Below are 14,012 nucleotides of genomic sequence, written 5' to 3'. Positions count from 1 at the left end.
GTCACGACACTTAGCATGACTGCACTGCTCCTCGCTGGCTGCGCGGACGAGAATCCCGAATATGACTACGCCATTCCGGGAAAAATCTGCGGCGTTAGCGTTGCGCCGTCAGACGTGAAGCCGCTACTTCCTCCCGGGGAATCGGTCAGAGTGGACTCCAGCGAAAGCCTGTCGAGGCCCGGTGAAAGTCGAAGCTGCGGCGTGATAGTTGACAAAAGGCCCGATCTGGCAGTCTCGGTTTCTCGCCAGCGCGGAGAGCTCGACATCGCAGAAAAGGCAGGCGATAAATACATCAATTTGGAACGAATTCCCTCCCTGGGTGAGGGTGTCACGAGCGCGGCAGTTGGTAATGACGGCGCCGTCGCCTGGATGGAATGTACACCTAAACCTGGGCAGCGCCAGTACGAGTTCCCAGAAAGCAAAGAAGGGAAGTATGGCTACCTGGCCCTAGAAATTCACGCTGGAGACGGGATCAAAGAACCAGGGAACATGGAAGAGTGGCGTGCACATATCGAAAGATTCTTGCGCGGGTACGTGCCAGAGTTGACCAAAGTATGGTGCATGTGACTCGTCGACAGCCGTTTCCGGTGCAGTTACGGCGCGGCGCGAGAATGGAAATGACTCAGTTGTCCACAATCAGCCGATCGAGTCGATTTTTCGCGTTGACCGCAGGGCTTCCCACTCGTAGCGGGTGTTGGCCTGTTCACTTGACAGAACACAAAGTGCGATCACCAAAATAAACGGCACCATAAATGATGAAAATAGCACCGCACGTGGCCTGGCAGGTGAGGGAAATAAAACGTAGCCATCTTTACGGCATGCTCGGAACTGCCGTTCTCCTCTCGTCCGGATGCTCAAGCGGCAAACCGGGGTACGACTATGCCATCCCTCCGCAAATCTGTGGCATCGGAGTCGACAGGTCCGCCCTGAAGCCGATCATCCCTCCCGGGAAGGAGGGAAAAGCCATAGAGGTCGGGGCAAATGATTCCGAACACCAGACTTGCTGGGTGGTGATCGACAAGAAGAGGGAACTGGGCATATCTATTTTGCGAGACAATGGGGTCGATAACTCTGCAGAATACTGGGAACAAGAGTTTAAGAATTTCAGGAGAATCTCACTGAATGGGGTCGCGACAAGTGCGGGAGTAGCGGATGACGGCGCCGCAGCAATGATGAAGTGCCAGCCAAAACCCGGTCAGCCTCAGGAAGAGATGCCCAATTTTCCGTACACGCACCTTCGACTGAAGATCGAAGTCGGTGACGGGGCGAAGAATCCCGAGGACGTGACCGATCGCCGGGCAGGCATGGAACGGTTCATGCGGTCTTACATTCCAGAGCTGACCAAAGCCTGGTGCAGGTGAAGGAAACCCTTCCGTCTCCCACCTTCCTGTATGTGAATCATGAAGCGTGAATTGCGGCTGCGAGTCATTTTGGCGGGTTCGTAGTGCGACGCCGTCAACTTGCGCCCGTAGAGGCTGTCGTTCTCGGATCTCTGATGCTGTTACCGTCTTGGCGCCTCGGGGCGTAGGGCGGGGCAGCGGTCCCAGGATGCGGGGACGAGGTGCCCGTAGACGTCGACCGTGGTTTTGATCGATCTGTGGCCGAGCCAGCGGGAGACTTCATGGATGGGGATGCCGGCGGCGAGGGCGGTGGAGGCGAAGAAGTGGCGCAGGCTGTGCGGCGTGTACTTCGCCCTCCCCTTCTGATTGACGATGCCCGCGTCCTTCAGCGCCTTTCTGAAGTGGTAGGTGTACGTCGTCGCGGTGGGCATGGTGCCCTTGGCCCGCTCCGGTGGTGCGAACAGGACCTCCAAGCCGGACGATGTGACCGTTCCCCACTCCCGTAGGTGGGCGTCGATCTCCTCTGCGAGGAACGGAGGGAGGGGGATGTCCCTGTACTCCCCCTGGGCCCGGTGTTTGAGCGGGACGAACCGGGTCTGACAGTCGCCGCGGTGCGCCTTGGAGCTGACTTGGCGGCGTACGCGGAGGAAGTCGGAGCGGCGGCAGTCTGCGGTGAAGGCAAGGGTCTCGCTGATACGCAGTCCCGCCCCTGCCTGCAGGTACACGGTCAGCCGGTATTGAGGGGAGATCTGCTTGGCGATGAGATCGACCTCGTGCAAGGTCGGGATCACATCCTCGTCAACCGCGTTGGTCGCGCGTCGGGGGAGTTTGACCCCGTCGGTGGGGTCGTCTGTCCGTCACTTCTCCTCGACCGCGGTCTGGAAGATGTGCGTGACCAGTTTCATCCGGTCACAGACGGTGCTGGCGGCGAGTTTCTTGCTCACGGCTGCGACGAAAGCCTCGATGTCCTTGCGCTGTACACCGGCGATCGTCTTGCTGCCGAGGTGGGGGCGAGGTGGTTCCGGATGAAGCTCTCGTAGTTGCGGTACGTGGCGTCGTTGATGACCTGGCGCTCGAGCCACTCGGTGCAGTATGCGTCGAGGGTGAGTTCGCCGCGTTTGGGGTCGAGGTAGAGGCCCTTGTACTTGTCGTGCTCCAGCTTCGGTGCGAAAGCGTCAGCCTGGGGCTTCTTCTCGAAGCTCGGCTGGCGTTCCGCTCCGCCGGGTTCGCGGTAGCGGACCGTCCATGCGTGCCCGCACCGTGGGAGGGTGCAGGGGTAGTGGACACTCCGCTTGTCGCTCTTGCATCTTTGGTAGACGGTGGCCAACGGCTCTCGCTCCTTATTCGCTGTGGCACACGGTCTCACCCGTAGTGCCGGTTTAAGTAGTTGGCGATGTCGCGCTCGCGGAACCGCAGGAGGCGTCCGACCTTCTGGGGCTTGATCCCCCAGGCTCGGTACTTGTTCCTGACGGTGGTCTCACTGACTCTGAGTCACGCCGCGACCTCTTCCACGGTCAGCAGCCGGTTGCTTCCGCCTCGCGTCATACGTACACCGCCCCGTGCGGGTGCACGGTCGTACCTCTCGTTGTCGGGCTTTCGGGCAGCAGTGCATGACGTGATGCGGAACCAGATGCCGTGCCGGGCGTCGACCATGGACGCTCCGTCTCGGGCGTGTCGTCAAGGCCGTGGACTGGCATGTTGACACGCGGCATGAGTGACGGCCGCCAGCCGTGGCCTGCTTCGGCACGGCGGCGGAACGCGGGACGCATGCCTTCGCTGAGCCGGGCCTCCGCGACGAGCGAACTGCGGCAGGGGGATGCCTGCGTGCCACAGAGACGGAGCCGCGCGGCGCCCGGTCGGTCCCGGTGCGTGCGGCGGTCGTGCGGCCGAGCACGGCGGAGATTCCGAGGGTGTGAAGCCGACAGTCTCAGGCGCGTCGTCTTCGGGTCGGCCCGCTCAGTGACCGCCACGGTCGCCGCCTCGCGTACAGGTACGGGAGCGGCATGCCGCCGCTGTGCGGGCGGTTCTGGCCGGGCGCGCCGATGCGCCCCGGCTGTGCTGCGTCGTCTCGGTTCGTGCCTGTCGTGGTCCCGGTCGGGTGAAGACCAGGACGTCCTCGTGCTGGATCACCGCGAGCGGGATGCCCTGGCGGCGGGCATCGCGGAAGCTGCGACGTACCGCCACCACTGACGGGTCTGCTGCACGACCGGAGTTCCGGACGAACAACACAAACCTCACCTCCCAGTCCCGCCCATCCCTCAACGCCCCAGCCGACGGATTCCGCAGCCGGATACGCCCCTGTCCCGGAATGCCCCGTTAGCTCAATCCAGCACGGATCCAGCACCGGATACAGCGACGGGGCCGACCCCGAATGGGACCGACCCCGCCTGACCTGCACGTTTGCCAGATCGCCACATCGATGCTATGGCAGGCACTAAACGTTGAAGCGGAACTCCACCACGTCCCCGTCCTGCATCACGTAGTCCTTGCCCTCCATGCGCGCCTTCCCTGCCGCGCGGGCGTCGGCGACCGAGCCGGTCTCGACCAGGTCGGCGAAGGAGATGACCTCGGCCTTGATGAAGCCCTTCTGGAAGTCGGTGTGGATCACACCGGCCGCCTCGGGGGCCGTGGCGCCCTTCTTGATCGTCCAGGCTCGGGACTCCTTGGGGCCCGCAGTGAGGTAGGTCTGCAGACCCAGCGTGTTGAAGCCGACGCGGGCCAGCGTGGCGAGGCCGGGCTCCTCGGCGCCGACGGACTGGAGGAGCTCCATGGCGTCCTCCTCGTCGAGCTCGGCGAGGTCCGCCTCCAGCTTGGCGTTGAGGAAGATCGCCTCGGCCGGGGCGACCAGTGCGCGCTGCTCGTCCTTGAAAGCGTCGTCCGTCAGCTCGTCCTCGTCGACGTTGAAGACGTAGAGGAACGGCTTGGTGGTGAGCAGGTGCAGGTCGTGCAGGAGCTCCGCGCTCTCGGAGCCCTGGACGATGCCCTGGGAGAAGAGGGTGTCGCCCTTCTCTAGCATCTCCTTGGCCGCCTCGACCGCCGCGACCTTCGGTGCAACGTCCTTCTTGATCCGGGACTCCTTCTGGAGCCGCGGCAGGACCTTCTCGATGGTCTGGAGGTCGGCCAGGATCAGTTCGGTGTTGATGGTCTCGATGTCGTCCTTGGGTGAGACCTTGCCGTCGACGTGGACGACGTTCTCGTCCTTGAAGGCCCGGATGACCTGGCAGATGGCGTCGGACTCGCGGATGTTCGCCAGGAACTTGTTGCCCAGGCCCTCGCCCTCGCTGGCGCCGCGGACGATGCCGGCGATGTCGACGAAGTCGACCGTCGCGGGCAGGACCCGCTGCGAGCCGAAGATCTCGGCCAGCTTGCCGAGCCGGGCGTCGGGGACGCCGACCACGCCCACGTTGGGCTCGATGGTGGCGAACGGGTAGTTGGCCGCCAGCACGTCGTTCTTGGTCAGGGCGTTGAACAGGGTCGACTTACCGACATTCGGCAGACCGACGATTCCGATCGTGAGCGACACGTTGGCGACTTCCTGGAGTGAGGACTGGCTGGTGGCCGGGCCCGGGAGTGGGCCGATCCCCCAGTTTACGGGCGGCCCGCCGGAGTACGTCACGCGTGCGATGTCTCGAACTCTTGACCAAGCTCACCCAAAGGGCGTGTCCCGTGACGTACTGATCGCACATCGCGACCTACGTTGGTCACGTGGAGCAGCAAAGGACTGGTACCCCGTCGAGGCAGCCGCGGCCGCAGGCCCCTCTTTCGCAGCAGGCCCCCCTCTCCAAGGGCGCCCTCATCGAGGGTGCCTCGGTGTACCGGGTCACGGCCCGGCCCGGCAGGGCGGGCCGGGCGGACACCCCGCAACGGCCCGGGCAGCGGCCTGGCGCACGGCCCGCGCGCCAGGGCCCCCCGCTGGTGGCCGCCCTGCGCAGACTGCCGAACCCGCGGCTGACCGGACTGGGCGCCGGACTGTTCGTCTGCGTCCTCATGCTGGTGATCGGCTCGCTCGACCAGCTGCTCTTCGACGGCTCGGCCGTCGTGTACGGGGTGCTGTTCCTGCCGGTGAGCGCCCTGACCGCGTTCTGGGTGCGGAGCGCGGACCTGGTCACGGCGCCGATCAGCGTGCCGATCGCCTTCGCCGTGGGGCTGCTCCCGATCACGGGGGGTTCGGACGGGACCGGCGGGTCCGGAGGCATCGGCGTCCAGATCATGGCCGTGGTCACCGCGCTGGCCGTGCAGGCGGGCTGGCTGTACGGGGGCACGCTCGTCGCCGGGCTGATCGCGACCGTGCGGAAGATCCGGCTGATGACGACCCGGCGCCGATCCCGCCGGCCGTCCGGGCCGCCGCGCCGGGCCTGAGGACGCCCCGCACCTGATGCCGCCCGGCACCTCAGGCCGCCGGACGACGAGGTGCCCGTCGCCCGGGTGACGGGCGCCTCCTCGCGTCTGCCGTCCCGGCCGGCCGGGTCGCCGCCCCGCCGGCACGGCCGGACCGGGCCCGTCAGCCGTGCTCGGCCGCCGCCGTCATCGCCGCGCCGACGATCCCCGCGTTGTTCTGCAGCTGGGCGGGAACGATCTCCGCCCGGATGTGGTGGAGCAGCGGAATGAACTTGTCCGCCTTGCGGCTCACACCGCCGCCGATGATGAACAGCTCGGGCGAGAACAGCATCTCCAGGTGGGCCAGGTACTTCTGGACCCTGCGGGCCCAGTGCTCCCAGCTCAGCCCCTCGTCCTCCTTGACCTTGGTCGACGCCCGCTTCTCGGCCTCGTGGTGGTTCAGCTCCAGATGGCCGAGCTCCGTGTTCGGCACGAGCCTGCCGTCGAGGAAGAGCGCGCTGCCGATGCCCGTGCCGAGGGTCAGCAGCATCACCGTGCCCTTGCGGCCCTTGCCCGCACCGAAGGTCATCTCGGCCACTCCGGCCGCGTCCGCGTCGTTGAGCACGGTCACCGGCAGGCCGATCCGCTCGCGCAGCAGTTCGGCGGCGTCGACGTCGATCCAGTTCTTGTCCACGTTGGCGGCCGTACGGATGACGGAGCCGGTGACCACCCCGGGGAAGGTGACCCCCACGGGGCCCGACCAGCCGAAGTGCCGCACCACCTCCGCCACGCAGTCGGCCACGGGTTCGGGCGCGGCCGGGTGAGGGGTGAGTACCTTGTGGCGGGGCTCGGCGAGGTCGCCGCGGTCCAGGTCCACGGGGGCGCCTTTGATCCCCGATCCGCCGATGTCCACTCCGAAGACGTTCATGGACACAACGTTACGAGGAAGGGCCGACCGTCACTCCCCGACGACGGGACCTTCGCCGGACCTCCCTGGCGCCGCGCCCCCTCGGAAGCGCCGCGGGCCCCACTCCTCGCCCGGGTGGTCAGTCCTCGACGAGCGACGACGCCTCGGCACGGAGGTCGCGGCGGAGCTCCTTCGGCAGCGAGAACGTGATCGACTCCTCGGCCGCCTTGACGATCTCGACGTCCTCGAAGCCGCGCTGCGACAGCCACTCCAGGACCTCCTCGACCAGGACCTCCGGCACCGACGCGCCCGAGGTGACGCCCACGGTCGAGACGCCCTCCAGCCAGGTCTCGTCGATCTCGTGCGCGTAGTCCACGAGGTGGGCGTCGCGGGCGCCCGCGCCCAGGGCCACCTCGACGAGCCGCTTGGAGTTGGAGGAGTTCTGCGAGCCGACGACGATCACCAGGTCCGCCTCGGCACCCATCTGCTTGACCGCGATCTGGCGGTTCTGGGTGGCGTAGCAGATGTCGTCGCTCGGCGGGGAGACCAGCAGCGGGAACTTGGTCTTCAGCCGGTCGACGGTCTCCATCGTCTCGTCGACGGAGAGCGTGGTCTGGGACAGCCAGACGACCCGGGACGGATCGCGGACCTCGACCTTGTCCACGTCCTGGGGACCGTCGACCAGGGTGATGTGCTCCGGGGCCTCGCCGGTGGTGCCGATGACCTCCTCGTGGCCCTCGTGGCCGATGAGGAGGATGTCGAAGTCGTCCTTCGCGTACCGCACGGCCTCCTTGTGGACCTTCGTCACCAGGGGGCAGGTCGCGTCGATGGTGGCCAGCTTCCGCTCGGCCGCCTCCTCGTGGACGACCGGGGCCACGCCGTGCGCCGAGAACATGACGATGGACCCCTCGGGGACCTCCTCCGTGGTCTCGACGAAGATCGCGCCCTTCTTCTCCAGGGTCTGCACGACGTACTTGTTGTGGACGATCTCGTGGCGGACGTAGATCGGCGCGCCGTACTGCTCGAGGGCCTTCTCCACGGCGATCACGGCACGGTCCACGCCCGCACAGTAGCCACGGGGAGCGGCGAGGAGGACGCGGCGGGCGTTCGTTGCAGTCATGTCCCCCATCGTAAGGGCGCGCCTGACGGCCCAACGATCGCCCACGGGGCTGAGACCGGCTCTGGTCCGCGACCAGGCGCCGTGATCCGCACGGGAGGGCGGGACGTACGAGGACGGAGGCTCCCATGCCGGGCGCCGGAGCCGGCCCCGGCGCCGGGAGGGGCGCGACGCGGGGCTCCGGACGGGCCGTACGGAACCGTCCGCGGCGCGGGACCGGACCGTACGGACGCGGCGGTCACGGCCCGGACGGGGCCGGGCGCGCCCCGCCGCCGGCGCGGGCCGCACGGATCCCAGGCGGCGGGAACCGGGCCACCGCGGAACCGTCCGTGGCGGGAAGGAACCGGAGCCTTCGGCCGGCGCAGTGGGCGCGGTGCCGTCGGCCCGGGCGTGTCGGAGGCTGCCGTTACGCTCGCGGGCATGGGTCTCACTACGTCAGCCGAAGCCCCGATGCCCGTCGGCGAGGTGTCGCGGCTCATCGGGGGGTGGATCGACCGGCTCGGCGCGGTCTGGGTCGAGGGGCAGATCACCCAGCTGTCGCGCCGTCCCGGCGCCGGGGTGGTCTTCCTGACGCTGCGCGACCCCGCGTACGACATCTCGGTCAGCGTCACCTGCTACCGACAGGTGTTCGACGCGGTCGCGGACGTCGTTGCCGAGGGCGCGCGGGTGGTCGTCCACGCGAAGCCGGAGTGGTACGCCCCGCGCGGGCAGCTCTCGCTCCGGGCCGCCGAGATAAGGCCGGTCGGCATCGGAGAGCTGCTGGCCCGGCTGGAGCGCCTGAAGCGGTCGCTGGGCGCCGAGGGGCTCTTCGCGCCTGAGCGCAAGAAGCCGCTGCCGTTCCTGCCACAGCTGATCGGCCTGGTCTGCGGCCGGGCCTCGGCGGCCGAGAGGGACGTGCTGGAGAACGCCCGGCGGCGGTGGCCCGCCGTCCGGTTCGAGGTGCGCAACGTCGCCGTGCAGGGCGTGCGCGCCGTGCCCCAGGTGATCCAGGCGGTGAAGGAGCTGGACGAGCACGCCGGCGTGGACGTGATCGTCGTGGCGCGCGGCGGCGGCAGCGTGGAGGACCTGTTGCCGTTCTCGGACGAGCAGCTGGTGCGCGCGGTCGCCGACTGCCGCACGCCCGTGGTGTCCGCGATCGGGCACGAGCCGGACTCCCCGCTGCTCGATCTGGTGGCCGATCTGCGGGCCTCGACGCCGACGGACGCCGCGAAGAAGGTCGTCCCGGACGTCGGCGAGGAGCTGGACCGGGTGCAGGGGCTGCGGGACCGCGCCCTGAGGACGGTCCGCGGCCTGCTGGAGCGCGAGGAGCGCGGCCTGCGGCACTGTCTGCACCGGCGCGTGATGGAGCATCCGCACCGGATGGTGGAGGAGCGGGAGCACGAGACGGACGCCCTGGTCGCCCGCAGCCGACGGGTTCTGGGGCACCTGCTGGACCGCGCGGACTCCGAGCTGTCCCACACCCGTGCGCGCGTCGTCGCGCTGTCGCCGGCGGCGACGCTGGAACGGGGGTACGCGGTTCTGCAGCGCGAGGACGGCACGGTGGTGCGCGCGGCGGGCGAGGTGGCGGCGGACGAGGAGCTGCGGGCGAGGGTCGCCGAGGGCGAGTTCCGGGTCCGGGTGACGGGCGGCTGAGCGGCACGGCGGGACGGCGGGACGGGGAGCGGCTTCGGCCCCGGGGGAATCGGCCTGCGTGCGCACGGCCGGACGACGACAGGCGGAATCGAGGGTGGATCACATGGCGGCCAGGACCGACGAGGGAGCGCTCGGCTACGAGCAGGCGAGGGACGAGCTGATCGAGGTCGTACGCCGGCTGGAGGCTGGCGCCACGACGCTGGAGGAGTCCCTGGCGCTGTGGGAGCGCGGCGAGGAGCTGGCGAAGGTCTGCCGCCGCTGGCTCGACGGCGCCCGCGCGCGGCTGGACGCGGCGCTGACGGAGCGGGGCGAACCCCGGGGCGGGGCGGCTCCGGACGCGGCGGGTGCCGGTGGCGGCCGGGACGAGAGCGACGCGTCCGGCTGAGGCTCCGCGCGGGCCACCGCCGGGGCGCCGCACCGGCATCTGGCGCGGACGGCGGGGGCGCTGCGCCGTTCACGGGCAGGGGCGGGCATAACCACGGACCCGATTTAGTTGAACGTTGAGTTATTGAAAGTTGAGTGACTTACCTCACCCAAGAGGTCGGATAGTTGAATCTTCATCTATTCCGCTCGTACGGTGAGGCTCAGCTCGATCCTCTTTGCTCATCGGAAGGCAAGCAGCATGTCCCTCGTTCTCGACCCCGCCGCCCAGGACCTCCTCTTCCGCGAGGCCCGCACCGCCAACACCTTCACCGACGAGCCCGTGACCGAGGAGCAGGTCCAGTCGATCTACGACCTGGTCAAGTACGGCCCCACCGCCTTCAACCAGTCGCCGCTGCGGGTCGTGCTGGTCCGCTCCGCCGAGGCCCGTGAGCGCCTGGTGCAGCACATGGCCGAGGGCAACCGGCCCAAGACCGCAACCGCTCCCCTGGTCGCGATCCTCGCCGCCGACAACGAGTTCCACGAGGAGCTGCCGGAGCTGTTCCCGCACTTCCCGCAGGCCAAGGACGCGTTCTTCGCCGAGCGGCCGGTCCGCGAGCGGTCCGCCGCACTGAACGCCTCGCTCCAGGCCGCGTACTTCATCGTCGGCGTCCGCGCTGCCGGGCTGGCGGCGGGCCCCATGACGGGCCTCGACTTCGCCGGCGTGCAGAAGGAGTTCCTGGACGACGACCACACCCCGCTGATGGTCGTCAACATCGGCAAGCCCGGCGAGGGCGCCTCGTTCCCGCGCTCGCCGCGACTGGCGTTCGACGAGGTCGTCACCACCGTCTGACCGCCGCGCCGCTCCCGGCGGGCCCGTCCGCCGCTGCCGGGGCGCCCCGCGGCAGCAGGCCGCCGCACCGCTTCGGTGCGGCGGCCTCGTCGTGCCCGAGGAACCGGACCGCGGCCGGAACCGCGGCCGGAGGGGCCGGTACGCGGCGGGCGAACCGGCCTGGGGCACTCCGGACCGTGGACGAACGGCACCCCGCCCGGGGCCGGCCCGGTCGCCACCGCGCCGGGCGGCCGGGACTCGGGCGGGCGCTACCGGGCGGCCGGGGCGGTGAGCACGGTCTAGCGGGCGGGGACGGGTGAGGGCGGCGCGGCGGTGGCGCGGGACCCGGACGCGGGGCCGAGGGGCACGCCCGCTCGGCGGCCGTGACGGGCGACGGCGCGCCGGGCCCCCGATCGGGCCGGCGGCCGCCGAGCGTCCCGGATCACCGGATCAGGACGCGGACGGAGCAGGCGACGGCGAGGCGCCGGACCGCGAGTCGAGCGCCGCGGCCATCTGCGCGAGCCGCTCGTACGAGGCCGTGCCCGTCACCACGGTCGTGGAGCCCTGGTCGGTACGGACCAGCGCGTCGTACTTGGGGCCCTCCCAGCGCTGCCAGGGCTCCCCGCCCACCTGCTGGGTGCGCTCGGTCGGGGCCGCCTGCCGGGTGACCCTCGGGACGTACTTCCTCGGCGGTTCCGTGGACTGCTCGACCGCCACGTACTGCCCGTCCGGGTCCAGGAACCCGATGTGCCAGGCATGGCCGTCCTCGCGCCGGAAGGTCACCGAGGTGGGCTTCCAGCCCGCCGGCAGCCCGGCCGGGGCCGCAACCGGGTAGGGTGCCGCCCGGCGTGCCGTCGTGAGCTCCACGCTGTAGTCGACGGGCCGGATCGGGTCCAGGGAGTCGTCGTGCGGAATGAAGAAGTAGATGACGCCTGCGAATGCGCAGATGACCGTCATCGACTGGATCATTCCGCGCACTGTCTGGTTGCCTCGCTTGCCTGCCACCGCACTATGGTCGCATCAGGGCTGCCTGCTCAAACGTGGACCCCTCTGCTCAATTTGTCGACGTACCGATAGAGTCGCAGCACCCTCTCTCCATCCGGCCGTCGTCGTACAGAAAGGTGCGCTCCGATGACCGAGAATCATCTTCCGTCCCAGCTCGAGGTCTCGCCCGAGGCCCCGGACCGCAACCTCGCCCTGGAGCTCGTCCGGGTCACCGAGGCCGCCGCCATGGCCGCCGGCCGCTGGGTCGGCCGCGGCGACAAGAACGGCGCGGACGGCGCGGCCGTCAAAGCAATGCGCACCCTCGTCAGCACCGTGTCGATGAACGGTGTCGTCGTGATCGGCGAGGGCGAGAAGGACGAAGCCCCGATGCTGTTCAACGGGGAGCGGATCGGCGACGGGACCGGCGCCGAGTGCGACATCGCCGTGGACCCGATCGACGGCACGACGCTCACCGCCAAGGGCATGCCGAACGCGATCGCGGTGCTCGCGGCCGCCGACCGCGGCACCATGTTCGACCCCTCCGCGGTCTTCTACATGGACAAGCTGGTCACCGGTCCCGAGGCCGCCGACTTCGTCGACATCAACGCCCCGGTCTCGGTGAACATCCGCCGGGTCGCCAAGGCCAAGAACTCCTCCCCCGAGGACGTCACCGTCGTCATCCTCGACCGCCCCCGCCACGAGGGCATCGTCAAGGAGATCCGCGAGACGGGCGCGCGCATCAAGTTCATCTCGGACGGCGACGTCGCCGGCGCGATCATGGCCGTGCGCGAGGGCACCGGCGTCGACATGCTCATGGGCATCGGCGGCACGCCGGAGGGCATCATCACCGCGTGCGCGATCAAGTGCCTCGGCGGCACGATCCAGGGCAAGCTGTGGCCGAAGGACGAGGAGGAGCGGCAGCGCGCCCTCGACGCCGGACACGACCTGGACCGCGTGCTCCTCATGGACGACCTGGTCAGCGGTGACAACGTGTTCTTCGTCGCGACCGGCATCACCGACGGCGAGTTGCTGCGCGGCGTGCGCTACCGCTCCGCGACCGCGACCACGCAGTCGCTGGTCATGCGCTCCAAGTCGGGCACGATCCGGCAGATCGACTCGACCCACCGGCTGTCGAAACTGCGCGCCTACAGCGCCATCGACTTCGACCGCGCCAAGTAGGACGCAGCGGGCAGGCCGCGCCCCGCAGGACAGCGGAAGCGGACACGACACAGCGAGAGGGGCGCCCCCATGTGCGGTGGGAGCACCCCTCTCCGTGTGTGCCCGGGTGCCGCGGTCTCCGTCAGGCCGCCGACGCCGCGTTCTTGATCTCCGTCTCGCGCCGCCGGCGACGGGCCAGTACCACCCTGCGCTCGGCCGCGGTCAGGCCGCCCCACACGCCGTACGGCTCGGGCTGGAGCAGCGCGTGCTCCCGGCACTCGACCATGACGGGACAGCGGGCGCAGACCCGCTTGGCGGCGTCCTCGCGCGAGAGCCGCGCGGCCGTCGGTTCCTTGGAGGGCGCGAAGAACAGCCCGGCTTCGTCCCGGCGGCACACCGCCTCCGTGTGCCAGGGCGCGTCCTGGTCTTCCCGAGCGGCAGAACGCTGGGGCGGAACGGCTACCTGCAGGGACTGATGCGGCAGTTGCAGCACGGTCTACTCCTGACGACGGCTTCGCGAGCGAGAGACGATGCAGCAAGGCCTACCCGCTGTACGCGAGCCTATGCACTGAGTGGCCCCGGGTTCCGAACGCCGGAACTGCGGACGGCCGTTCGCGCGCACCCGCCGGTCAGTGCCCCAGATGCTTGCGCAGCCGGTCATGGAGGTCCGCGATGCGCTTGCCGCGCTTCGGCTTGGCCTCCACATTGCCGAAAACGGAATAGCCGTTGACGACCACCACCGGGGCCTCCGGGTCGGCCGCCTCCAGGGTGACGACCTCGAAGTTGCCGAAGACACCGGTGCCGCTGCCGCGCAGCGAGATGTTCTCGGGGACGCGCACCTCCACGTTCCCGAAGATCGAGGTCGCGTTGATGACGGTGAGCCGCTGGCCGAACATGGCCTCGGTCAGATCGATCTCGATGTTGCCGAAGAGCGCGAACGCCTGGGTCCGGGCGCCGACGCGCCAGCGGCCCTTGCGGGTGGAGCTGGAGAAGACCGCGACGAGGTTCTCGGCGGGGCCGGCGGGGGTCTCGGGGCCGTACGCGTACGGGGCGGGCTCCTGACGGGGCGACCCGCTCGCGGGCAGGTCGCGGACGATCGGCTCCAGCTCGCCGACGGTCTTGGCCCGGTAGACCGCGTCGATCCGCTCGGCGTGCTCCTCGGCGTCGAGCCGGCCCTCGGCCAGCGCCTCCCGGAGGATGTCCGCGGTCCTGTCGCGATCCGCGTCGGAGGCGCGGATCGCCCCCGCGAGGTCCGCGGGCCCGGCGGGCGCGACCGGCTTCTGGGGCTGTCCGCGGCCGGGGGCCGCTGAGTCATGCTTGTCGAGGTCCACACCAACACCCTAGCGAAACGCGATAGATCGCGAC

Annotated in this window: 15 protein-coding genes and 1 pseudogene; 7 read left to right on the top strand and 9 right to left on the bottom strand. The window is 69.2% G+C overall.

Going from position 1 to position 14,012, the window contains the following annotated elements; genetic code table 11:
- The first annotated feature begins 15 nt into the window (after nt 1–15).
- Both AB0J10_RS11690 and AB0J10_RS11685 read left to right on the top strand, forming a co-directional pair.
- Nucleotides 16–567 carry a hypothetical protein gene (locus AB0J10_RS11690; RefSeq protein ID WP_363060317.1) on the top strand — a complete coding sequence of 184 codons (552 nt, stop codon included), beginning with the start codon at nt 16–18 and terminating at the stop codon, nt 565–567.
- A gap of 440 nt (nt 568–1,007) precedes the next feature.
- Nucleotides 1,008–1,361 (top strand): hypothetical protein, encoded by a 354-nt coding sequence (locus tag AB0J10_RS11685; protein ID WP_363060315.1) that lies wholly within the window; start codon nt 1,008–1,010, stop codon nt 1,359–1,361.
- A gap of 140 nt (nt 1,362–1,501) precedes the next feature.
- Here AB0J10_RS11685 and AB0J10_RS11680 read toward each other — a convergent pair whose 3' ends face one another.
- The 4 genes and pseudogenes from AB0J10_RS11680 to ychF form a co-directional block, all read right to left on the bottom strand.
- Nucleotides 1,502–2,119 carry a site-specific integrase gene (locus tag AB0J10_RS11680; protein WP_363060313.1) on the bottom strand — a complete coding sequence of 206 codons (618 nt, stop codon included), beginning with the start codon at nt 2,117–2,119 and terminating at the stop codon, nt 1,502–1,504.
- A gap of 161 nt (nt 2,120–2,280) precedes the next feature.
- A complete protein-coding gene (locus AB0J10_RS11675) occupies nt 2,281–2,667 on the bottom strand; it encodes a hypothetical protein (RefSeq protein WP_363060311.1) in 387 nt (128 codons plus the stop codon).
- A gap of 35 nt (nt 2,668–2,702) precedes the next feature.
- Nucleotides 2,703–2,819 (bottom strand): annotated as a pseudogene (locus AB0J10_RS11670) (DNA-binding protein); the annotation flags it as partial.
- Between the two features lie 955 nt (nt 2,820–3,774).
- A complete protein-coding gene (gene ychF, locus AB0J10_RS11665; protein ID WP_363060309.1) occupies nt 3,775–4,863 on the bottom strand; it encodes a redox-regulated ATPase YchF in 1,089 nt (362 codons plus the stop codon).
- A 182-nt stretch (nt 4,864–5,045) separates the two neighbouring features.
- Here ychF and AB0J10_RS11660 point away from each other — a divergent pair, with 182 nt between their 5' ends.
- Nucleotides 5,046–5,699 (top strand): DUF6542 domain-containing protein, encoded by a 654-nt coding sequence (locus AB0J10_RS11660; protein ID WP_363060307.1) that lies wholly within the window; start codon nt 5,046–5,048, stop codon nt 5,697–5,699.
- 142 nt (nt 5,700–5,841) lie between these two features.
- On the opposite strand, the gene ppgK is transcribed toward AB0J10_RS11660, so the two are convergent.
- Both ppgK and AB0J10_RS11650 read right to left on the bottom strand, forming a co-directional pair.
- On the bottom strand, nt 5,842–6,585 hold the full coding sequence (ppgK, locus tag AB0J10_RS11655; protein ID WP_269728636.1) for a polyphosphate--glucose phosphotransferase: 744 nt from the start codon (nt 6,583–6,585) through the stop codon (nt 5,842–5,844).
- A gap of 118 nt (nt 6,586–6,703) precedes the next feature.
- Nucleotides 6,704–7,693, bottom strand: coding sequence for a 4-hydroxy-3-methylbut-2-enyl diphosphate reductase (locus tag AB0J10_RS11650; protein WP_363060305.1), 990 nt, complete (start codon nt 7,691–7,693; stop codon nt 6,704–6,706).
- A 408-nt stretch (nt 7,694–8,101) separates the two neighbouring features.
- Here AB0J10_RS11650 and xseA point away from each other — a divergent pair, with 408 nt between their 5' ends.
- The 3 genes from xseA to AB0J10_RS11635 all read left to right on the top strand — a co-directional run bounded on the left by xseA (nt 8,102) and on the right by AB0J10_RS11635 (nt 10,526).
- Nucleotides 8,102–9,313 carry an exodeoxyribonuclease VII large subunit gene (xseA, locus tag AB0J10_RS11645; RefSeq protein WP_363060303.1) on the top strand — a complete coding sequence of 404 codons (1,212 nt, stop codon included), beginning with the start codon at nt 8,102–8,104 and terminating at the stop codon, nt 9,311–9,313.
- Nucleotides 9,314–9,416: 103 nt separating this feature from the next.
- On the top strand, nt 9,417–9,698 hold the full coding sequence (locus AB0J10_RS11640) for an exodeoxyribonuclease VII small subunit (protein ID WP_363060301.1): 282 nt from the start codon (nt 9,417–9,419) through the stop codon (nt 9,696–9,698).
- A 237-nt stretch (nt 9,699–9,935) separates the two neighbouring features.
- Entirely contained in the window at nt 9,936–10,526 is a 591-nt protein-coding gene (locus AB0J10_RS11635; protein WP_363060299.1) for a malonic semialdehyde reductase, read from the top strand.
- 429 nt (nt 10,527–10,955) lie between these two features.
- On the opposite strand, the gene AB0J10_RS11630 is transcribed toward AB0J10_RS11635, so the two are convergent.
- A complete protein-coding gene (locus tag AB0J10_RS11630; RefSeq protein WP_363060297.1) occupies nt 10,956–11,510 on the bottom strand; it encodes a DUF4245 domain-containing protein in 555 nt (184 codons plus the stop codon).
- 126 nt (nt 11,511–11,636) lie between these two features.
- On the opposite strand from AB0J10_RS11630, the gene glpX reads away from it, so the two are divergent.
- Nucleotides 11,637–12,668, top strand: a complete 1,032-nt coding sequence (glpX, locus tag AB0J10_RS11625) for a class II fructose-bisphosphatase (protein WP_138053405.1) — start codon at nt 11,637–11,639, stop codon at nt 12,666–12,668.
- A gap of 121 nt (nt 12,669–12,789) precedes the next feature.
- On the opposite strand, the gene AB0J10_RS11620 is transcribed toward glpX, so the two are convergent.
- Nucleotides 12,790–13,140, bottom strand: a complete 351-nt coding sequence (locus AB0J10_RS11620; protein ID WP_363060295.1) for a WhiB family transcriptional regulator — start codon at nt 13,138–13,140, stop codon at nt 12,790–12,792.
- Nucleotides 13,141–13,276: 136 nt separating this feature from the next.
- Nucleotides 13,277–13,978 (bottom strand): DUF1707 domain-containing protein, encoded by a 702-nt coding sequence (locus AB0J10_RS11615; protein ID WP_363060293.1) that lies wholly within the window; start codon nt 13,976–13,978, stop codon nt 13,277–13,279.
- Nucleotides 13,979–14,012 lie beyond the last annotated feature (34 nt).

This window comes from Streptomyces sp. NPDC049887 (genome assembly GCF_040656535.1).
Taxonomy (GTDB): Bacteria; Actinomycetota; Actinomycetes; order Streptomycetales; family Streptomycetaceae; genus Streptomyces.
Note: the sequence above shows the minus strand (reverse complement) of the source record. Positions and strands in the feature narration are given on the sequence as shown.